Source organism: Denitrobaculum tricleocarpae, assembly GCF_007004665.1.
In the GTDB taxonomy this organism is placed as follows: Bacteria; Pseudomonadota; Alphaproteobacteria; order Kiloniellales; family Kiloniellaceae; genus Denitrobaculum; species Denitrobaculum tricleocarpae.
In genome coordinates, this window is record NZ_ML660052.1 from 705,276 (window position 1) to 724,480 (window position 19,205).

At 54.8% G+C, this 19,205-nt stretch carries 22 protein-coding genes; 10 read left to right on the forward strand and 12 right to left on the reverse strand.

The genetic code is table 11. The annotated features are described in order from the left end of the window. Positions 1-52: 52 nt before the first annotated feature. Both FKG95_RS03170 and FKG95_RS29510 read right to left on the reverse strand, forming a co-directional pair. Positions 53-3,814, reverse strand: coding sequence for a hypothetical protein (locus FKG95_RS03170; protein ID WP_142894844.1), 3,762 nt, complete (start codon positions 3,812-3,814; stop codon positions 53-55). 256 nt (positions 3,815-4,070) lie between these two features. Beyond that, a complete protein-coding gene (locus tag FKG95_RS29510) occupies positions 4,071-4,247 on the reverse strand; it encodes a hypothetical protein (RefSeq protein ID WP_179953901.1) in 177 nt (58 codons plus the stop codon). 73 nt (positions 4,248-4,320) lie between these two features. On the opposite strand from FKG95_RS29510, the gene FKG95_RS03175 reads away from it, so the two are divergent. The 3 genes from FKG95_RS03175 to FKG95_RS03185 all read left to right on the forward strand — a co-directional run bounded on the left by FKG95_RS03175 (position 4,321) and on the right by FKG95_RS03185 (position 6,211). Then, the gene (locus tag FKG95_RS03175) at positions 4,321-5,067 is read left to right on the forward strand and encodes a hypothetical protein (protein WP_142894845.1); all 747 of its coding nucleotides are present in this window, start codon (positions 4,321-4,323) and stop codon (positions 5,065-5,067) included. Positions 5,068-5,241: 174 nt separating this feature from the next. Continuing rightward, positions 5,242-5,604, forward strand: a complete 363-nt coding sequence (locus FKG95_RS03180; RefSeq protein ID WP_142894846.1) for a hypothetical protein — start codon at positions 5,242-5,244, stop codon at positions 5,602-5,604. Positions 5,605-5,698: 94 nt separating this feature from the next. Then, on the forward strand, positions 5,699-6,211 hold the full coding sequence (locus tag FKG95_RS03185) for a GNAT family N-acetyltransferase (protein WP_142894847.1): 513 nt from the start codon (positions 5,699-5,701) through the stop codon (positions 6,209-6,211). A gap of 164 nt (positions 6,212-6,375) precedes the next feature. On the opposite strand, the gene FKG95_RS03190 is transcribed toward FKG95_RS03185, so the two are convergent. Then, a complete protein-coding gene (locus tag FKG95_RS03190) occupies positions 6,376-6,930 on the reverse strand; it encodes a ribosome-inactivating family protein (protein ID WP_142894848.1) in 555 nt (184 codons plus the stop codon). A gap of 335 nt (positions 6,931-7,265) precedes the next feature. On the opposite strand from FKG95_RS03190, the gene FKG95_RS29515 reads away from it, so the two are divergent. From FKG95_RS29515 to FKG95_RS03210, 5 genes are all read left to right on the forward strand, one after another. Further along, on the forward strand, positions 7,266-7,409 hold the full coding sequence (locus tag FKG95_RS29515) for a hypothetical protein (RefSeq protein ID WP_179953902.1): 144 nt from the start codon (positions 7,266-7,268) through the stop codon (positions 7,407-7,409). 236 nt (positions 7,410-7,645) lie between these two features. Then, positions 7,646-8,041 (forward strand): DUF6746 family protein, encoded by a 396-nt coding sequence (locus FKG95_RS03195; protein WP_142894849.1) that lies wholly within the window; start codon positions 7,646-7,648, stop codon positions 8,039-8,041. 336 nt (positions 8,042-8,377) lie between these two features. Beyond that, a complete protein-coding gene (locus tag FKG95_RS03200) occupies positions 8,378-8,959 on the forward strand; it encodes a flavodoxin family protein (protein ID WP_142894850.1) in 582 nt (193 codons plus the stop codon). A 176-nt stretch (positions 8,960-9,135) separates the two neighbouring features. Beyond that, positions 9,136-9,642, forward strand: coding sequence for an RrF2 family transcriptional regulator (locus tag FKG95_RS03205; RefSeq protein ID WP_142894851.1), 507 nt, complete (start codon positions 9,136-9,138; stop codon positions 9,640-9,642). Between the two features lie 18 nt (positions 9,643-9,660). Next, a complete protein-coding gene (locus tag FKG95_RS03210) occupies positions 9,661-10,137 on the forward strand; it encodes a carboxymuconolactone decarboxylase family protein (RefSeq protein WP_142894852.1) in 477 nt (158 codons plus the stop codon). A 173-nt stretch (positions 10,138-10,310) separates the two neighbouring features. Here FKG95_RS03210 and FKG95_RS03215 read toward each other — a convergent pair whose 3' ends face one another. The 8 genes from FKG95_RS03215 to FKG95_RS03250 all read right to left on the reverse strand — a co-directional run bounded on the left by FKG95_RS03215 (position 10,311) and on the right by FKG95_RS03250 (position 16,625). Beyond that, entirely contained in the window at positions 10,311-11,261 is a 951-nt protein-coding gene (locus FKG95_RS03215; protein WP_142894853.1) for an NADP-dependent oxidoreductase, read from the reverse strand. Between the two features lie 157 nt (positions 11,262-11,418). After that, positions 11,419-11,985, reverse strand: coding sequence for a carboxymuconolactone decarboxylase family protein (locus FKG95_RS03220; protein WP_142894854.1), 567 nt, complete (start codon positions 11,983-11,985; stop codon positions 11,419-11,421). 27 nt (positions 11,986-12,012) lie between these two features. Then, on the reverse strand, positions 12,013-12,576 hold the full coding sequence (locus tag FKG95_RS03225; RefSeq protein ID WP_179953903.1) for a nuclear transport factor 2 family protein: 564 nt from the start codon (positions 12,574-12,576) through the stop codon (positions 12,013-12,015). A 55-nt stretch (positions 12,577-12,631) separates the two neighbouring features. Beyond that, a complete protein-coding gene (locus FKG95_RS03230) occupies positions 12,632-13,165 on the reverse strand; it encodes a TetR/AcrR family transcriptional regulator (protein ID WP_179953904.1) in 534 nt (177 codons plus the stop codon). 301 nt (positions 13,166-13,466) lie between these two features. Beyond that, positions 13,467-13,847: a tautomerase family protein gene (locus FKG95_RS03235; protein WP_142894857.1), complete on the reverse strand. Its 381-nt coding sequence runs from the start codon at positions 13,845-13,847 to the stop codon at positions 13,467-13,469. 216 nt (positions 13,848-14,063) lie between these two features. Then, positions 14,064-15,146, reverse strand: coding sequence for a zinc-dependent alcohol dehydrogenase (locus FKG95_RS03240; RefSeq protein ID WP_142894858.1), 1,083 nt, complete (start codon positions 15,144-15,146; stop codon positions 14,064-14,066). A 186-nt stretch (positions 15,147-15,332) separates the two neighbouring features. After that, positions 15,333-15,929 (reverse strand): TetR/AcrR family transcriptional regulator, encoded by a 597-nt coding sequence (locus FKG95_RS03245; protein WP_142894859.1) that lies wholly within the window; start codon positions 15,927-15,929, stop codon positions 15,333-15,335. A 207-nt stretch (positions 15,930-16,136) separates the two neighbouring features. Continuing rightward, on the reverse strand, positions 16,137-16,625 hold the full coding sequence (locus tag FKG95_RS03250; RefSeq protein ID WP_142894860.1) for a MarR family winged helix-turn-helix transcriptional regulator: 489 nt from the start codon (positions 16,623-16,625) through the stop codon (positions 16,137-16,139). Positions 16,626-16,884: 259 nt separating this feature from the next. On the opposite strand from FKG95_RS03250, the gene FKG95_RS03255 reads away from it, so the two are divergent. Together FKG95_RS03255 and FKG95_RS03260 are read left to right on the forward strand one after the other, a co-directional pair. Continuing rightward, positions 16,885-17,775 (forward strand): EamA family transporter, encoded by an 891-nt coding sequence (locus tag FKG95_RS03255; protein WP_142894861.1) that lies wholly within the window; start codon positions 16,885-16,887, stop codon positions 17,773-17,775. Between the two features lie 27 nt (positions 17,776-17,802). After that, positions 17,803-18,474, forward strand: coding sequence for an NAD(P)-dependent oxidoreductase (locus tag FKG95_RS03260; protein ID WP_142894862.1), 672 nt, complete (start codon positions 17,803-17,805; stop codon positions 18,472-18,474). A 63-nt stretch (positions 18,475-18,537) separates the two neighbouring features. Here FKG95_RS03260 and FKG95_RS03265 read toward each other — a convergent pair whose 3' ends face one another. Beyond that, positions 18,538-18,933 carry a hypothetical protein gene (locus tag FKG95_RS03265; RefSeq protein WP_142894863.1) on the reverse strand — a complete coding sequence of 132 codons (396 nt, stop codon included), beginning with the start codon at positions 18,931-18,933 and terminating at the stop codon, positions 18,538-18,540. Positions 18,934-19,205 lie beyond the last annotated feature (272 nt).

Here is a 19,205-nt window from a genome sequence, read left to right on the forward strand (position 1 = left end):
ATAAATTGAGTGTGGCTCCTAAGTGTCATCAATGCTGGTGACACTAGAATACTCAACTACCCAGTTTGAAATCGATCTCGAGATCACTGAACACGTTCAACGAGGTTTTGGCAGATATCTTTTCGTTTGCGTATTGCATTGGAACAGGGTTTCGAAAGACTAAATGCCCTTCCAATTCAGGGTTTTTTATATTGGTGAATTTCGCAATTTCTGCTAAATGAGCAGAACAAATTGACACGCGGTCAATATGACGCCTCAAGAGGTCAGGCTTACCTAACTCGTTCAATTCACCTCGAAATTTTGATAATTGCTCGGCAATTTCACCAGGCGTCTTCTTATACTGAACATCTTTGCACTCCATGATTAAAACTCGGCGATTTTCTGATGACCATGCCAATACATCTATGTCACCAAATCGCTTCACGTCACCAAATTTGGGGTCGTCTCCCTTCTCTAGTAGTTTAGTGACTTGCAGGTCGTGCTCTGTTTGCCATCCTAATTTCCGTAGCCTATCAGCCACCTCTTTATTAAATATTTCTCGGCTTGCGCGACTTCGACCTGTCCACTTCTTCATTTCCTTCGATTGAATCTGATAATCAGCAAAGTCTGCATCGTAGTAACTGGACACGGTATATGAGAAAGCATCCCTTATAAGTCCGGGTGCAACCAGTAGCAGAGGATCGGGGTCATCTGACAAAGCAACAATTGGTTGGCGCAAAACACTTAAGCGCCGGCGAAAGCGCCATGGTTGCCTATCGGAATCGCGATAGCCGACTGGAACCACTTTCCATGACTCCCGAGTTGTAAGGGTAAGTTTATCTATGATCGCGCTTACAGTTGCGGCTGTCAGACGATCCAATTTGCTTAGACATTCAACTAAATCAGATTTCAAAATAGAGATGTGCGCTTCTTTAAGCTCTATACAATGGTTTTCGCACATATCAATAAAGGTACGGACCTCATCAAAATCGACGCCGAACTCTGCGCTCCATGCCTGAAGAAAAACGCTTTCAAGCTTTCCTGTCACAGATTCAACTACTGTAGCCTCATCAAATAAAGATTCATATTTCTCAACTGAACGTCTAATTGTGCTTTTGCTTGCTGTCTCGCCAAAGGGATTTACCACCTGTTCGAAAAAATGATGATTGGCTTGGACATCTCCGAGTGGCGTGATTCGAATGCGAGGTTCCATCGCATTCCAGCGCATGGCGTCTGACCAACTGCCCAGCGCAAAAATTTGCATGACCATTGCCATTAACCTAGACAAGTCCAATTCTCCTGGAACATACCCTCCTGTTAGTGGGCATTCACTACCGACCATTTCTAAAATGACACGATTTGATTGAGAAACGGCATTTAGCCGGGATTCATGTTCCACAATCTTGAAAAGCGTGGCTTCTTTGTCGTCGTGTAAAGCCAAAACCGCCGCGGATGTTCGTCTCCATGACATACGATCACAATTAGCGGCTTCATGATTTTTTATCGTACATTCTGCTAGCGCCGTCCGATCTATTTTCTTAAGAAAAGCACACAGATCTTCTTCTAAGTGTTTTACAAGTGAGTTGAGAAATAACGTGCATTCAGCGACACCTTCAATTGATCCACCAAGTTTCCGTTCTCGGATTTGCCAACCCATTCCATATTTCAGAGTTGCAACATCATTGAGACTGATCTTTACAGGACTCGTTGGTAGCTTTTCTCTGACAAAATCGCGAAATTTAGTGGGTTCAAAAACGTGTGATTGTCGTGCATGCCTATCGCCCGCCACCTCTTGCAAAATGCGTGATTTCATTTTTCTTGAGGGGGCCTCGAGAAGTTCGAATAAACCATTTACGAACGCCTCAACGAGAGCTCGCTCGGAAATATTATCAGGATTAAAAAAAGCGTTCTCAAAAACGTTACCAGTCGTCACTACTACTCGATTGTCTGCAGGAACAACTTCTATATTAATCTCATCTCTAATATCATTTGGTGTTATTGTTTTCCCATTGCCAGTAGGAGAAACGTGATCTCCCATGCAATTAAGTTCCAAGATAATTTGTTTAGGAAGTTTATTTTTGAAATATTTTTCAGATATCGACGCTATTCTTGGAATCCATGTAGAGAGTAGCCGCTCTCGTTCGTAATTCTCTTTCTTTGAATAGGCGTCGGTGCTTTGTAACTTCGACCACCAGTTCGTAATTTTTCCTTCATATAATAATGGAAAACCGAGTTCCCTATTGAAGAGAGCTAAATACAGTGGTTTTTTCAAATCCTCTTCAAATATTGAATCTGACCGTTTCCATACGCGAACAAATTCACCATCGACTCCGGCAACACAGTGGAGATCATGGGACTCACAAATGCTGTGCCTTAATTCTCTCAGTCCATTTTGGTCGACCACGACCATGAGCTCACTTTCACCGTCATAGCTATCTGGTATAGAGTCATGGGGAACCAAGTGACCTTCTAGATTTTCGTTCCATGCAATAAGATTGAGCATCCCACTTAAATTTAGAAGGAGTACGTTTGAAGATGCTACTTTTTGTTCTGCTTCAAGCAGTCGCCATAAGGACAACGGCTTAAATTTGTTCATCCATCCTAAAGTATAAAAATCATGTGCGGACATGGTATCGAATTGCCAGTCATCGCTAACACCGTCGTCCATTTCAAGAGAAAACCCACGGCCTATACCACAACCTACTGCTATACTAATGCCGCTTTTAAAATTTGGTGCCTTTCTGGAGTTATGAGCTGCTTGGTCTATACTTTGGCGGATGGTTTTTGAAATCTCTTTTGAACCGGGGCTTATCCCTCCGAGTCCCGACTCTTCGAAGTTCTTGAGATTATCTAAAAACAGAATGACGTGCAGATGGAGTCCAACATCGACCTCGTAGCCTGTCTCTGCAAATAATCCATTTTTTGTCTGATGAAACTTGAACGGCGCGCCAATCCTCCCCCCCATCATTGGTGTTTCAGAGAATGTTTTAGAAAACTCATCTGCAAGTCCGCGGAGAAGACTTGAGCGCATGTTAGCTGCGTCCATTTTCTCGATTAAAAATCGGCGGATTGCTGCGCTAACTGTTGCTGGATTCATCAGGTAGATAAATCCAGCGTGAGAACATACTGGAGTACGTTCCAGCTTAGAACATGATATCGATTGTCTGAGCAATTGCTCTCTATCGTCAGGATAAAATCTAAAGGGCAAAAGGTGGTCAGCGTCAATTTTTAATCTTTTTAAATCTCCTTCAGTAAATCTTATTAATCCTCTACAGCTAGATAGAACTCTCTCCACTCGTGGAGGTAGGGTGTCCTTGGGGACATCGCTTCCAATCTGATTTCTATCTAGTTTTGCTCTATTACAAACTTCGTCAGATATCGTCAGCAATGCATAAATGCTGTTTCGAATATCATCATATCCGCCTCCGCGTGGCATACTTTCGACAACGTTCAGAACTTGTTGTAAGTAAAATCCAGCGCCTTCCCAAAGTCCTCCAAAAATTCTGAAATTTCCTTTTGGCGAAACGATGTTAGAAACAAAAACATCCTCTGCGGGGTCTTCCTGCATTGCGCAGAAACCAGCTCCAATTTCTCTGAACCAGCGAGATACTTCCTGTTTTCTCGGCTTTCTTTTTCCGTTACATGTAGCCATGGCTACATGGGCCAACGTTTCTAATCGATACGCATTACTTTGCAGCTCTGGAAAGGTCATGAGTCCTGAGATTGTTGCGACAGTTTTTATTGGGTCAAAGTCTTTGAGCTCGTCAATCAATTCTTTCTTAGAATCAGCAATTGACTGAAGCTCTGATTTATTGGCATCCACATTATAAGCCATCAATCGAAATTGCCCTCTAATTTTGACAGTATGGGCTGCCTTGTTCAGTGTTCGGGGCCTGACCCCGACGAATGAATACGCAAAGTATCGGCAGTATAGTACACAAAGTGTCGGAAAAGACACGCCATGCGCGTACATCGTGAGGACCGAACTTGGGGCCGACGTCAAGGGCGTCGAAAGGCAGCGTATGCCGGACAAGGCAGCCGCCGAACCCAGTCACAACGGCCGCAGAGGCCGCCGCAACGCCGCTGATTTCTCACCAGAGCGCCGCAACCTCGCCAGATAGATCGATGGCAATGTTTGCCTTCGCGGGCCGTTTGATCCGCAGGACGCCGCCGCCGACAAATGGTTCGATGTAGGTGTCATGGGGCGGCATCTGGTTGATGATGGTATGATAGACGCCGTTGCCTGCTTTGCCTCTGGGGTAGTTCATGCTGGGTTTCTAGTGCCCTTGGCGTCGAGTGGGTTCGATGTCATGCTGCTACCTTTGCGATAGAAGGTTGAGCATGTCTGACAAGCGGGAACAGCAGACAAAGTGGGTTATTGTATTTTGGTGCGTACTCCTCGGAGGTTTGTTCGTTTGGTATCACGGTGACTGGTTCAGGTGCTTAACGGAGCATTGGGTTTATCGGGAATTGGTCAAGTGGCAGACGGGAATCGCCGCCATTATTGGTCTCGGCGTTATTTGGCTCGGCTATCAATTCAATGCCAGTCTTAATCGGGATAACGCGTATACGATTGCGCAACTCGACCGGGAACGCGACGATCGCATTCGACTTGAAGAAGCGCGGTCTCTCGCGATCGCTCTCGCGGCGGAAGTGAAAATGAACGCTGCGGCGGTCGAGATTTTGCACAATGAAGCCAGAAAATTCGAAAAGAGAAAGGAGGTTTCTGCAGACGAATTGTTCAAAATGCAGTACTGGATGGCACGCAAGCCAAGAACCGTGACGTATCATGACATTGGAGCAAAAATGGGCCTCTTTCCCGCTTCTTTGGTTGATCAAATTGCGGAGTTTTACACGGCGCTCGAAGAAGCGGCTGAGTTCTACACGAGTGGCAAACGGCATGAAGACCGGGCCTTGGCTACGCAGACAAGCGAGCCACACTTGGTCTCGTATTTCGTAGACAAAGAACTGCTCAAAAACATGATAGATAAAACAAGCGGTTCTGTGTCGTACGGTCTCACACTCCGCACGAAACTGCATGATTTTGCGAAGGAGCATCACTTTGATAAGAGGGAAGAATCCTCTTGATGCTGACATCGCATGGGACGAACAAATCAGACTTAACCAGCGTCAGGTCCAAATTTGTGCGTCAGTTCCAGCTAGGAACTGCAGCATTTAAAACCTGCACTGAACATCCCTGTTGCGTGAAACGTAATCAGATACAATATCTCCACTCATTCGCATTGCGGTAGGATGTTTGGCATGGATGCAGCGGCAGTATCCCAGCTTGTCGAAGAAGAAATCGCTTTGATCGAGCGACCGGAGTTAGCCGAAGCAATTCGCGCAAGCCTGGTTTTGCCGAGACTGGAATCCCGCGAATGGGATTATGGCGAGGAGGGGCAGACATATCCTTGCTGGATCGTCGTGGAACATAAAGAATCCAACACAGGGATCGCTTACTGTGAGCAGGGGTTTGGCCCATCAAGCCCCTGGGGCCTGCTCGTTCTCGAAGGACCGCACAGGAACATGGGAACGGATGCGGCCTGGTTTCGCTTTCTAGGCGATGCCGTGCAGGAAAGCGCCGTCTGGAATGGTGACAGCCCGCCAGATTTTGAAGTTCGGTAATGTCTTTGAGCTCATGTCTTGATTTCTGCGCACCATATTGGACCCTGACGCAGAAAATGAAACCTAACCCAAGCGCGTAGAGGAGGCGGCGCAAGTGAGGTCGAATGAAATCGTCGTTCGTCCCGCGGATCAGAGCGAATTCAGCCTTGCCGGTGATGTCGCTGTTGCCGCCTTTTCGCGCTTGCGGCCGCTTCTGCCTGAGGGCAACTGGCCGGTCATGGCAAAGGGGATCCGTTTTACCACAGCCGAAGACAGCGTCGGGTGTTTGTTCGTTGCCGTCCTGAGCGGGGAGATTCTTGGCTCTGTGCGGTATACCGGCCCGGGGCACGGCGGCCACATCATCTACCCGGACTCCTTCGCCTATATTCGCGCGGTGGCCGTGTCGCAGGCCTATGCGAGATGCGGTGTGGGACGAAAACTCACGCAGGCCTGCATCGATGCGGCGCTGGAGGATAGGGCCGAAGCCGTAGGGCTGCATGTTGCCGTGGCGAATGAAGCCGCGAGAAATCTCTATGGGAAAATGGGGTTTGAACCCTATCGCGATGCACCAGACTACTTTGGGATTCCCTATACAGCCTACGCTATTCGCTTTCGGGAGAGTGAGTAGAGGGGGAGGTCTCGTTTTCTGCGTTCGGCTCCACCATCATGCGCGCACAACAAGACATGACCCCATTGCTCCAGGCAGTGTCAAATCCGAAGTCGTGCGTCAGCCAGTGACGTATCATTTACAAATCTGGACCTGACGCCGCTCAAATGCCTCGGGTTGCCTCTCTACACCAACTTGACCTGCACATTGGCATCGCCGTCTTTGGTGCGACGATCCCAGTCGAGTAACGATCCGTCGAAGGCCTGTTCCGAAGCCACTGCGTGCAGCACATCCCTGAATCGCAACGCTTCTATTAACCCAACAGCACATTGCCACATCGGCGTTTTGAGTGTGTCTTGTTCTTTGCCTTTGTCGTAGTTGTAGAGCGTATTCAACGCGTTACCGAGGTCGGTGCGTGTCAGGCGGATTTGACCGTTGCGATCAAGCCCCAAGGCTCCGTAGTCCGTTCCATAGCCGATCGTTCCGGTCGGGTTCACGATCCCTTGCGCCCCGATATCCTTAAAGATGAACCAATCATTGGCCTTGTTCTTAAAGCCCTGCAAATACAGGTTCTTTGCGTCGATGAGCAGTTCAATACGCTCGCCCCAAAAGGCAACGGTAACGGTGCTCCAGGCTCGAATTCCATCGTGCCCGATCGGCACCCGGCCCACTCCTTCTTTAACCACCGTCATCGCTTGCCCGATACCCACCATGATCGCCCGGTATTCATGTTTGGTCATGCAACTGCCTAGGTCATATTAATGCGTTATGAAACGGATCACGCCGTTTAGCTCCAGAAAAACGAATGACTGAAACTCAGGTTTCAGGCCTTGATTTCCGTATCTTCGATTGAAACCAAGCGGCCTTCTGCCTCCCAGTCTTTCAGAATCAAGTCAGAGGGTCGGTTGTTCAAGGCCTGCAGCATAGAGCAGATCCGCTTTAGATGGAATCGCCTTCGGCGATCCGTTGTACCGGTGAATCTGCTCTTATTATATGATGTAGAGCGGGTTCATAGGTTTTAGCGAAAACACAGAGTGTTTCCGTTGAAACATCACACTAGTCCCTCCGCGGCAAAGTGTCCTACCTGGTCGCTGAAGCGATGCGGGCGCTGCTTCCGGAGATGGCCGGCTCTTGGACCGGCGTGCTCGCGTTCGTCTCGTCACGGGTGAGGGGCGAAAACATCATGCTGCGCGCCCGCCGCAGTCACCTGCCGCCCTGATTCCCGGCCATCGGGACCACTCTGAACCTGCGCCGCACCCGGAGAGCCGTGGCGCCGATTGGAGGCCACGCCCGGCGCCACGGACCGTTGCACAGGTGTCTGCGGGCTTGGTGCAAGCATCTGTTCGAGGTGGGGGGGGGGCGGAATCTCATCTTGACGCAAGGGAGGAACGGCGGCAGATTTTTGATAATGCGTTTCATTCTCAATCATAGAGGACCGAAGATATGATCAGTTGTATGATCAGCCGTACAGGCCGGCACTTGACGCTCGCTGCGGCTCTCGCCGTCGGACTTTGCGCGGTCACTGCCGGCAGGGGTCATGCGGAGGAGCGGGTTGACCACTATGCGGCGCGTGAGCCGGCAAACCTGCAGGAAGCCGTAATGGACTTCTCCGCGTTCAACGAAAAAGTAGCAGCGGTGCTCGCACGCTCCGAGCTTGGCTCCAACGACTTCGAGGAAATACACGAGTTGACCTACACGCTGGAGAACGCTCTCGCCAGGATTCGCGGCGACTTGAAGGATCTCGCCGATACCCTGGAGGCGTTGCATTTGGCCTCCGAGGAACATCAATCGGAGGCAACCAGGGCGCACGGTACGGCCTATCTGAAGACTGCACGCACTGTGGTTCCCTGAACCGGCTGTTCCCTCCATGTCAAGCCCTCGCCGAGGGCTTGACATGGAACGCCCGCGAAAGCCCCGTAAACATGAGCAATCCTGCCCGATTAAACTGTCCGAAAAATGTGGGCTAGCTCAACCCGATCCCGTCTAACAGATCCGGGTTCGTCCACCCCGCCCCCGGCCTTACCCGCGTTCGAATCGACTGCTGTTTGATCTCAGTTCACCGTTTAAAATTTATTGCGGATAAAAAATATCCATGATAAAGCTCATGAAGCTCGCAGAGTGCGAAGCGTGTTTTTCCACCCTTGCCGCAGAGGGTTTGCAGGATCTTTCACAGAGAGGAGTCGACAGATGGTGAAGGTCGCGATCGTTTATCATTCCGGGTTCGGACATACGGAACGCCTGGCGCAGTTTGTCGCCAAGGGGGTGAGCGACGCGGGCGCGGTCTCGTCTCTGCACAATACCGATGATCTGCAGCGGCCGGACGCCGGGCCCTGGGAAATTCTCGCGTCCGCCGATGCCATCGTGTTCGGTTCGGCAACCTATATGGGAGCGGCCTCGGCCAGCTTTAAAGGCTTCGCCGATGCTTCCTCCAAGGTCTACAAGGAGCACGGCTGGAAAGATAAGCTGGCGGCGGGCTTTACCAATTCGGGGACACCTTCGGGGGATAAGGCCGCGACGCTCAATCAGTTTATCGTCCTGGCCTGCCAGCATGGCATGAACTGGGTTTCTCCCGCCTTCAAGCCCGGTTACAGCCTGACGTCCCACGATTATGATACGGCGATCAATCGTACCGGGCACTACACGGGTGTCGGAACGCAATCCTTCACGGATCACGGCCCGGAGGACTCCCCCAACAGTGCCGAGCTGGAAACCGGCCGCCTGCTGGGGGTGCGCGTGGCCGAAGCGACGCAGCGCTGGAACGGCGCGTGACGCCGTGGCCCGGCGAGCCGGCGGCAACGTCAGTCCGGGGCAGTCCGGGGCAGTCAGGGGCAGTCCGGCGCGGTGGTGCCGGGAGTCCGGGCGCAGCTATTCGATTTTTCTTTGCTCTGATTATGGATAAAAAACATCTATTATAGCGGCATCCATAGTGAGCGGGAGCAAGAGAGATGAAACTGGGCGACGGCGTGGAGCAGGCAATACACAGTGTCACCCTATTGGCCGCGCTGCCAGCGGAGGGCGTGCTGTCGGCGGCGGCCCTGGCCGAGTTCTACGGTGTTTCGACAAGCTATCTCCTGAAGCATCTGCAGGCGCTGTCCGGTGCCGGGATCGTCCATGCGGTCTCCGGCCCGAGCGGCGGTTACCGGCTGGCAAAGACGCCCGAGAAGATAACGCTCCTGGACATCGTGCTCGCCGTCGAGGGACCGGAACCCGCCTTCAGGTGCAAGGAAATCCGCCGGAACGGACCGAAGCCTCTGGCCAAGCGCTATTTCAAAGCGCCCTGCCAGGTCAATGCCGCCATGCTGCGCGCCGAGCAGGCTTACCGCCAGGCTTTGCGTGCCGTGACGGTCGCTCAGCTCATCGCCGAAGTGAAAAGCGACGATGATGGCTCCATCGCAAGACGAAGCTGCGCATTCTTCGATCAAAATATGCGCCAACCCGGCAGTAAGCCGTAAACCGAAAAGGAAAACGCGATGAAAACACGTATCGATTACATGACGGTCTCCCCGGAGTCTTTTCAGGCCGTATGGGCGCTGGAGCAGTTCGTCTCAAGAGATGCCGCTCTGGATGCCCGGCTCCTGCAGCTGGTGAAGATCCGCGCGTCGCAGATCAACGGCTGCGCCTTTTGCGTGGACATGCATGTCAAAGAGGCGCGCAAGCAGGGGATGAGCGAACAATGGATTGCATTGATCTGCACATGGCGCGAGTCCCGGCTGTACGATGACCGCGAGCGGGCGGTGCTTGGATGGACCGAAGCCCTGACCAACATCAGTTCAAGCGGTGCGCCGGACTCCGATTATGAAGCCATGCGTGCGCATTTCTCGCCGGAGGAGATCACCAAGCTGACCGTTGCGGTGGGGACCATCAACCTCTGGAACCGCATGGCCGTCGGCTTCCGCTCGCTGCACCCGATCGACCAGGGGACGCTCGACATGGCCCGTTCTGCCTGATGCTTTTGTGCAGCGGTACAGTCCTCGGGGTGTGGTGACTTTTTTTAGGTCTCAATTATGGATAAAAAATATCCGTAATTGAGACCTTTCAAGATCGGATGACGAAACTTGCCGGGTCATGATCCGTTTTTCTGCATTCGTCTTCGGGACGATCGGGTCCCATGTGATCCGGTCTAGGAGGTCACAAGGACGATCTTACCTGTTCTGCCGCCGGCCTCGATCAGCCGATGCGCTTCGGCAGCCTGTTCCAAAGGCAGCGTCTGCTCAACCCTCGGCTTTAGAAGCCCGCGGTTCGCCAATGAACCGAGACGGCTCAGGCGATCCGCGCTTGGCGACAGGAAGACGAGATGGATTTCCGCGTTGACTTCCCATCCGGCGTAAAGGCTATGCGGCTGAGGTTGATCGACGATGCTGATGACACGCCCACCGGCTGCAAGCAATTTCAGGGATCGTGCGATCGCATCACCGCCGATCAGATCGACGATCACGTCAAACCCGTCCTCACGTCGTTCGCCCAGTTCCTCCCAAGAACTCGATGCCTTGTAGTCAAGAGTGATATCGGCGCCAAGCTCATTCACTAAGCCTTGGGCGTCCTTGCGACAGGTCGTAACAACATATGCGCCGGTCAGTTTGGCGATCTGAACCGCGAACAAGCCAACACCGCCCGAGCCGCCGAGGATGAGAACCCTGTCGCCTGCTTTCAAGCGTCCGCGCTCGATAAGACAGACCCAGGCCGTGCTTGCGGCGATGGGCATCGAGGCCGCCTCTGCGAAGGAGAGTGAAGTTGGTTTCTTCGCAATGATCTTGGCCCGTTCGGTATGGTACTCGGCGTATCCGCCTTCGTTTTCCAGCACGCGGGTGCTGTAGAAGACGTCGTCGCCGGGAGCGAAACCTTCGACACCGTCACCAACAGCTTCCACCGTGCCAGAGACGTCGACGCCCAATCTGAACGGCTGAGAGACATATTCGGCATAGTCGCCGCGCCGGGTCTGAACATCGAGCGGATTGACCGAGGCCGCTTCAACCTTGACCAGGACTTCGCCGGCACCCGGGACGGGCTTCGGCATTTCTTTAAGTTTAAGAACCTCGGGATCACCGAAACCCTCAGCGACGATGGCACGCATCCGTAATTCTCCGTTTGAAAGGCGCGGTCGAGGGTGCAGATTGCCAACATGATCTGCTGACCCTGCATGCGCGTCGTTACCATGACCGCGCCTCTGTCAGGCACGCGTAAGTTGCCTGACAGAGGTGGCCGGTTTTTCGAATCAAGTGAGAAACGGGTCAGGCGGCGGCCGTCTTGTCCGCGGACCAGGCATTGGCCTGAAACACGCCATCGACGGGCGTTCCGGCAATGTGGTTCGTGTAGTTGGAGAGAACCTTCAGCCCCGTCCCCAGAATCACTTCCAGGACGTTCGCCTTGCTGTAGCCTGCGGCCAGGAAGGCCTCCACATCGGCCGGATCGACAAAACCGCGCTGCTCGACCACTTTGGCGGTGAAGACGCGCAAGGCTTCCAGCTTGGGATCGGCAAGCGCCGTGCCGGCACGCAGTGCGTCGATGATGTCCGCCGGGACCTTCTGCATCTTCGAAATGGTCGTATGCGCTGCCATGCAGTAGGTGCAGTTGTTCAGACGATTGTTGGTCATCAAGACAATCTGACGCTCCGCCGCCGTGAAGTCGCTTTTGTCAAAAATGCCGGAGAGCGCCGCATAGGCTTCAACGGCTGCGGGCGATTCAGCGAAGGTCGCCATCAGGTTGGGGAGGAAGCCATAGGCTTGCACCACAGCGTCTAAGGTTTTCTTGCTGCCTTCGGGTGCTGTTGCCTGAGTGTGGATTGTAAAGTCAGTCATGATCTTGTCTTTCTTTGGGGGTGGGGACTAATTGTTTGCGTGGGAGTCGTAGACTTTGCCGCTGATCTTCCACTGGCCGTCATGCTTGTAGAGGACAAAGAAATCCGTGAAGCGGAAGCCGGCCCAGTTGATGAATTCGACCTTTGCCGCGGCCGCCGGTCCGGAGATGTCGATCCAGGCAATGTGATGCTTCACATCGGGCGACGGACCGATGGAACTCAAGTCTGCCGCGAAGCTGTCCAGATCGGAGTTGCTGAACGCGCCGTTTACGGAGCCGACGATGTGGGCGTGATCGAAGAACGCGGTCCGGGTTTGCTTGCCGTCGCCGCTTTTGGCGCTTTCGATGTAGGGCTGCAGAGCCTCAACCACCGCCTGGTAGTCGCTAAAGCTGCGGGCTTCGTCAGCTGCGGTTTCTTTTGAAATCTCAGTCTTTGTCATGGTTCCGGTCTTCTCTGTTTGGGCTTGGGTTTGGGTTTGGGAGTGAGCGGTTGTTAGCGGGAACACGATCATTGCGGCAACCGCGAGGGTGGTGATCGCCGCCGCGGCGACCGTTGTGGTGACGCCCGTCGTCGGGAGAACGAGTCTCTTCATCGTCATTTCCTTGCGTACTTACCTATATATAAATAGGTGCTTTGGTTAAAAAAAATCAAACCTTCAGGAAGCCTTTCAAGGCATGGTGAATAATCTTCGGGTCACGCCTCAAGCGCGCGATCAGGAGGGCCCCCTCCAAGGCGCTGAGGAAACTGAGCGCCTGGAGCTTGGCGTCTTTGTAACCTGCTTCCTTGAACTGCTGTGTCAGCCAGGCTTGGAAAGCATCAAAATAAGCCTTCACCAGACTGGCAACGCGTGGGCTCACAGATTGCAGTTCCGCCGCCATCATGCCGCAGAGGCAGAATTTCTCCTCTTTTACATAGCCTTGAAAATGGGCGACTACGGCCTCCAGACGTTTCCGGGGACAAGCGATTCCCGCCTCAATCCCGCGGAAGCCTTCCGCATGCTTTGCCTGAACGCGTTCGACCAAAGCGGCGGCAAGGTCGTCCTTGACCTTGAAATAGTAGTGGACGCTTGCGGTCTTGATGCCGATCTCCTCGCCAAGATCGATGTAGCTGAAGCCATTGAAGCCTCTGGTCTGAGTCAGGTGCTCCGCAAGGTCCAGGATTTTCGTTTTCGTGTCAGTCATTTCGGGCTCGTTCTTACCTATATGTATATAGATAGGCTGAATTTCCGTTTCTGCAAGCTTTTTTTGCCGCAGCAACCCCCTCACTCCACTCGTGTGGTGTTTCTGAAATTCGGCGCATAGTGCACGGCGCATTTTAGAGACGGAATCACACGAAATCCAACGCGATACCTGAAGCGAAGACCTCTCAACTTCGTAAAGACGATGCTGCAGTGAGAGGCCGGATAGATGCCCGCAAACCCAATTTGCTTCCAATCATCAAGTGCAGTTGCAATCCGGGGGCGTTCGAAGATGCCGGTACCCGTCAAGCGTACTGTGCCACGCCATTGCCGAGCGACCAGTTTTCCTTCGAGACCTCAAGAAGGCTGATAACGACGTCCTCGGGCCGAACACCGGGGTCAGCCGTGAGGCGTTTTGCGATCTCGGCATAGAGAGCCTTTTTCTTTTCGACCGTTCGACCGGCGTTCAGGGTTATTTCTATGAACACCACATCCTCGGAGCGGTCGATGCCCGCATAGTCTCCGCTATTGTTGAAGTTTTCGGATTCGAGCTCCGTTATCGTTGCGAAGCGATCATTCTCGGGGATTTCGATGGTCTCTCGCATCGCAAGATAAACCTGTTCCATCAAAGCGCGTCGATACTTCGGCGACTTGCCTTTTTTGAGCGAAATGCGGGTGAACGGCATATAGAATTTCCCTCTCGTTTGCTTGCGACTGGCCAATCGCTTTTGGTCGTCGCGGTTCGATCACATCAGGCGCGCGAGCTTGATGGCTCGACGCCCCGGCCGGGCGGGTGACAAGCGGCTGGTCGCGGCCGCTGTCGGCCCATGTCCCGGGCGCGGATAGTTTTACCGATCCCGGGACAGGTGCCCAACACAACACCCTGTTGGAGGGCGCCGATATCAAGCCTGCAGAGCGACCTTGATGGAGCCTGCCGAGCGGCTGCGCATCAGATCGTAGCCTTTTTGGGCTTCAGCGAGCGGGAGTGTATCGGTGAAGATCACACTGGGATCGATGCGCCCGCTTTCGACCAGGGGCAGAAGCGTCTTCATGTAGGCCGCCACATTTACAATTCCGGTATGGATGGTGAGATTCCGGAACAGCGCCTCGGAGTAGGGTGCGTCCACAGGCGCAAAAAGATGGCCAAATCCCAGCACGCTGATCGAGGCGCCAGCCTGTGCCATATCGAGGGACTGCTTGATCGAGGTCTGATTGCCGATGGTATCGATGATGGAGTTGGCACCCCGACCATCGGTCAGCTCTTTTACGTATTCGACCGGGTCGGTGGTCTTGCCATTGACGCTGTGTGTTGCACCGGCCTTTTGGTGGCCGAAGTCCAGACGACCGTCGTGCCGGCCCACGAAGATGATCTGTGCGGGACCGAAGAGGCCCGACGCCATCACCGAACACTGGCCGACGGCGCCGTCGCCGATGACGACGACCGTCTCGCCCGGACGAACGTTTGAATTCAAGGCGCCATGGAAGCCGGTTGCGAAGTTGTCGGCGAGCGGGAGCGCTTTTGCATCTTCTGCGCCCGTACTGAGGCCTTCGGGCAGCGTAAAGAGCGACGAGTTCGCATAGGGGACGCGAACGAATTCGGACTGGCCGCCCTGGATGTCATTACCGCCATGTTCGACAAAGAGGGGAGAGCCGAACAAACCGCCGTGGTCGCAGGCCGACGGCAGGTCGCGTTTGCAATAGTGGCACTCGCCATCGATAAACATCGCCGAGGCGACGACACGGTCGCCCACCTTGACGTTATGCACATCCTTGCCGATCGCTTCGACAATCCCGACGAACTCATGTCCCAGACGCATGCCCTGCTGCACGCCCATCTCAGGCCCGTTCTGGGTAAAATCGAGATCCGCGCCGCAGATACCGGCCAGGGTCACGCGCACGATGGCGTCGCTGTCCAACAGCAGTTTCGGTTCCGGTAGATTGCCGACCCGCACTTCGGCGCGGTCGTGATAGTAGGTTGCCAACATGTTTTCGTCTCCTTCATAGAATTGGTTGTGTTCGCTGTGCCCTGTCTGACCAGGGCGACTGTTATGAGTCTTCGCGTCGACTCCGTGACCGCGCCTTGCCTGGCAAATTCGGAATAATATGACCGGTCGTCTTGAAATTAGATCAACGACTTCCGCTCTGCTTTTCTCTCTCTGCGGGTTTCTGGGTTAGGGGCTTTGGAGGACCAACCGGATGGAATTGCGATAGCGCTTGAGTACAGCCGGATCTCTCTCAACCTTGGCCTTCAGCTTTGCACCCTCTAGGCCTTCGATAATGAACTCGGCAAGATTCTCGGCTCTCTCGTCGCGGCGAAGTGTTCCGTCCTCTTGCCCCTCTCGAATACAGGCCGCAACTTCCGAGATCCAGACTTTGTACAGCTCGGAAAGACGAGAACGAAATTCATCGGAACCAGCGAGCTCGCTGCTGAAATTCCCGATGAGGCAACCGTTCTTGTCGTAGCCCGCTGCGGCCAGATGACGGTCGATGCGCTCAAGTGGCGCGACCCCGTCCGTCTGGAGTTCCGTTCTCGCGCTGCCACCGGCCGTCCAGTAACTCTCCAATACTTCGAGACCAAGGGCGTCCTTGCTTTTGAAGTGGTTGTAGAACGACCCCTTCGGCACGCCGGCATGATCGACGACATCCTGAACTCCAGTGGCATGAAATCCCTGTTTGTGGAAAACAGCGAGTCCGGCAGAAAGAATTTTTTCACGGTGGTTTGGCTTTGGCATAACGCGCAATATGACCAGTCGTCTTAAATCTGTCAAGAGGGCGTCATCTTCGCTCCCTGGCGCTCTCTGCTCCTGCTTCGGGCAGAGAAGTATCTCAGTCGGCCTTGAGGCCTATTTTCGTCAGGTTTTTTTCGTTGGGAGCAGTTGAAGAGCAACGCCAACTGATCTGGGATAAAAAGCACTGACAAGCTTCTCGCGCCCCCAGTGACGATCTCAAAGCCTAATTGCCGTAGTCTTCCGCCATCACTCCGTTTCGAAATCAGCCAGAAATCTTTTCACCAGGCTGTTGAGTTGTCGTTGGTCCCGTTCTGAAAGGCCTGAGACCAGTCTTTCCTGGGTTTCCACATGGGCCGTCACGGCGGCGTCGATGACCTCGAAGCCCTTACCGGTCAGGGAAATCAGGAAGCTGCGGCGGTCTTCCTCGCTTTGTGTCCGTGCGACCAGTCCCGCCTTTTCCAGTTGATCGATCCGGTTGGTCATGGTGCCGGAGGTGACCATGGTCGAGGCAATCAGTTCGGCGGGGGAGAGGGCGTAGGGCGGGCCGGCGCGGCGCAGGGTCGCCAGGACATCGAAGCTCGCGGCATTCAGGCCGTGCTCGGCCCAGGTCTCCGCCATCTCTCGCGAGATGTGCAGCGTCAGGCGTTTCAGGCGCCCGAGCAGCGCCATGGGGGCGACGTCCAGGTCGGGGCGCTCCCGGTTCCATTGCGTCACGATCCGATCGACATGATCCATGGAGAGATTTTCCTGAATTAATATCTTGACGTCAAGACAAATGAAACTATCTTGATATCAAGATAATTATCCGATGGCGCTTTACGTTCTCTCGGACCCCAGAGCCAACGCGGGGCTAACGCAGAGTTTCAGAGCCTGCGTTCGAGATCATCAGCAGGCTGATTGACAGCCCGATCTCGAACCAACGGGCCTTGAACTGGCGATCTCGAACCAGCGAACTTTGGATCACCCGAACCACAAAAGGCTTCAGGAGGGCCCTATGCCCCGCACGATTGACTTGCTTTTGACGGCACTGGCGCCCGCGATCTGGGGCAGCACCTATATCGTCACCACCGAGTTCCTGCCGGATGGCTATCCGCTGAGCGTTGCCATGCTGCGCGCCCTGCCGGCGGGCCTGCTGCTCCTGCTGATGGTTCGGCGGCTGCCGGATCCCGGCTGGTGGGGCAGGGTCTTCCTGCTGGGCGCGCTGAATTTTTCGGTGTTCTGGGCGCTGCTGTTCGTGGCCGCTTACCGTCTGCCCGGCGGGGTGGCGGCCACGGTCGGTGCGGTCCAGCCTCTGATCGTGATTTTCCTGGCGTATTTCTTCCTGCGTAAATCCATTCTGGCGCTGTCGGTGCTTGCCGCGATTGGCGGGATGGGGGGCGTGGCACTGCTGGTTCTGGGGCCCGAAGCGGCGCTCGATCCGGTTGGGATCGCGGCGGGGCTCGGCGGGGCGCTTTCCATGGCGGCCGGTACGGTCCTGAGCCGGCGGTGGCAGCCGCCCGTGTCGCCGTTGACCTTCACGGCCTGGCAACTCACGGCGGGCGGACTCCTGCTCCTGCCCCTCGCACTCTGGATCGAGCCGCCGCTGCCGGCCCTGACAGCGGAGAATGTCATGGGCCTGGCCTACCTCGGTCTTATCGGCGCGGCCTTTACCTATCTGCTGTGGTTCCGGGGCGTCAGCCGGATCGAGCCCTCGGCACTCTCGGCCTTGGGCTTTCTGAGCCCGGTCACGGCGCTTCTGCTCGGCTGGAGCGTCCTGGGGCAAGACCTTACGGTCCTGCAGATCATTGGATTCCTGACGGTGTTGACGAGTGTCTGGCTCAGCCAGATAGCGAGCCGCGGCCCATCCGCCTCCCTTCAAGGATCCGAAACTGAAAAGGCGGCGTGATGCGCCGCGAAGAAAAGGAGACCTGAAATGAAGATCATCGTATTCGGCGCAAGAGGCGACGTCGGCAGCCGTGTCGTCACCGAAGCCCTGGCGCGGGGTCACAAGGTCACGGCCGTGGTACGAAGTGAAGCGCAGGTGGACGCACTTCCGCCCCTGGTCACCGCGTGTGTGAGCGATATCTCGAACCCCGACCCTTCGCGCCCCGATCGCTCTGGCAACACGAAATTGGCCGATGTGATCGCCGGTCATGACCTGGTCATCAGCGCCGTCAGACCTCCGGACGGGCAGGAAGACTTGCTGGTGGCCCTCACGCGAGCGGTTCTGGGTGCGGCGGCGGAAGCCGGGGTTCGGGTTTTGCTGGTGGGCGGCGCGGCCAGCCTGATGCTGCCGGATCACAGCGGATACACGGTCCTGACCGCGCCGGATTTTCTGCCTGAGGCCGTTGTGCCGATCGCGCGTGCCTGTCAGGCCCAGTATGAAGTCTGCCTGACTGAGGCGCAGGCCGACTGGTCTTATCTGAGCCCGCCGGCCATGCTGACGCCGGGTGCGCGCACGGGCCGCTATCGGCTTGGCTCCGACGTTCTGCTGTGCGACGCCCAGGGCAAGGCGGCCATATCGATGGAGGATTTCGCGGTCGCTCTGCTCGATGAGGCGGAAACACCGCGCCATAAGAGGGTGCGCTTTACCGTCGCCGCCTGAGCGTCCACAGACGGGCGGGAGGAGAGTCCTTTCTCCCGCCGACGGACCTCGATCAGGACCTCACTACGCTCCGGGTACTGCGCCGCTGCGAATGTACCAGAAAAACGCAGTGAATATGAATGGTGTCCCCATAATGAAGAGCAGGATGCCGAGAAGTGTCATGGTGAAGTGTGGCAGTTTCTCGCGCTCGCCACCCATGAAAAAGCTGATCAGGGGTCTCGCAAACTGCGGAAGAGTATCCAGACTGCGGCCGTAGAGAAGACTGCACATGACGCCCATCAGGAGCTTCATGCCGAAGACCCACAACAGGAGTCCGATTGTGTTGGCAAGCACAATGGTGATGGGGATTGGATGGTCCCGGACGAATTGAACCAGCGCGATCACGCCAATGGCCCCCAGGCACCAGTAGGTGGCGGTTCTCGGATTGACTGCGATCTTAAAGGTGCGTGGTATCTGCATTTGCCCGGATGCTCTCAGCTATTTTTACGGCTCTCACACTATAGACTTGTGAGAGCCGTGAAAATCCGGGTATTCGCGTCGGACCCGGCCGCTGCACCCGGGTATCACTACAGGAGAAGACCGTGTTGATCCGGAGTTTCCAATGCCTTTCAAAGTGACGGAGAGGATTGGCGGTTTTCCGGGTTTCTTTGCGCGAGGTGAAAACCAGAGCAGATCCGGTTTAGATGGAATCGCCTTCGGCGATCCGTCGTACCGGTGAATCTGCTCTAACA

Bases quoted from the DNA above. Each gene is read 5' to 3' on its own strand.
- FKG95_RS03215 (WP_142894853.1), bottom strand. From the start codon at position 11,261: ATGCGTGCCATCGTCGCTGAGGGTTTCGGTGATCCCGAGGTTCTTAAA.
- FKG95_RS03190 (WP_142894848.1), bottom strand. From the start codon at position 6,930: ATGACCAAACATGAATACCGGGCGATCATGGTGGGTATCGGGCAAGCG.
- FKG95_RS03220 (WP_142894854.1), bottom strand. From the start codon at position 11,985: ATGACTGACTTTACAATCCACACTCAGGCAACAGCACCCGAAGGCAGC.
- FKG95_RS03265 (WP_142894863.1), bottom strand. From the start codon at position 18,933: ATGCAGATACCACGCACCTTTAAGATCGCAGTCAATCCGAGAACCGCC.
- FKG95_RS03250 (WP_142894860.1), bottom strand. From the start codon at position 16,625: ATGGATCATGTCGATCGGATCGTGACGCAATGGAACCGGGAGCGCCCC.
- FKG95_RS03200 (WP_142894850.1), top strand. From the start codon at position 8,378: ATGGTGAAGGTCGCGATCGTTTATCATTCCGGGTTCGGACATACGGAA.
- FKG95_RS03255 (WP_142894861.1), top strand. From the start codon at position 16,885: ATGCCCCGCACGATTGACTTGCTTTTGACGGCACTGGCGCCCGCGATC.
- FKG95_RS03180 (WP_142894846.1), top strand. From the start codon at position 5,242: ATGGATGCAGCGGCAGTATCCCAGCTTGTCGAAGAAGAAATCGCTTTG.
- FKG95_RS03260 (WP_142894862.1), top strand. From the start codon at position 17,803: ATGAAGATCATCGTATTCGGCGCAAGAGGCGACGTCGGCAGCCGTGTC.
- FKG95_RS03230 (WP_179953904.1), bottom strand. From the start codon at position 13,165: ATGACTGACACGAAAACGAAAATCCTGGACCTTGCGGAGCACCTGACT.
- FKG95_RS03210 (WP_142894852.1), top strand. From the start codon at position 9,661: ATGAAAACACGTATCGATTACATGACGGTCTCCCCGGAGTCTTTTCAG.
- FKG95_RS03195 (WP_142894849.1), top strand. From the start codon at position 7,646: ATGATCAGCCGTACAGGCCGGCACTTGACGCTCGCTGCGGCTCTCGCC.
- FKG95_RS03170 (WP_142894844.1), bottom strand. From the start codon at position 3,814: ATGGCTTATAATGTGGATGCCAATAAATCAGAGCTTCAGTCAATTGCT.
- FKG95_RS03205 (WP_142894851.1), top strand. From the start codon at position 9,136: ATGAAACTGGGCGACGGCGTGGAGCAGGCAATACACAGTGTCACCCTA.
- FKG95_RS03235 (WP_142894857.1), bottom strand. From the start codon at position 13,847: ATGCCGTTCACCCGCATTTCGCTCAAAAAAGGCAAGTCGCCGAAGTAT.
- FKG95_RS29510 (WP_179953901.1), bottom strand. From the start codon at position 4,247: ATGAACTACCCCAGAGGCAAAGCAGGCAACGGCGTCTATCATACCATC.
- FKG95_RS03225 (WP_179953903.1), bottom strand. From the start codon at position 12,576: ATGAAGAGACTCGTTCTCCCGACGACGGGCGTCACCACAACGGTCGCC.
- FKG95_RS03175 (WP_142894845.1), top strand. From the start codon at position 4,321: ATGTCTGACAAGCGGGAACAGCAGACAAAGTGGGTTATTGTATTTTGG.
- FKG95_RS03240 (WP_142894858.1), bottom strand. From the start codon at position 15,146: ATGTTGGCAACCTACTATCACGACCGCGCCGAAGTGCGGGTCGGCAAT.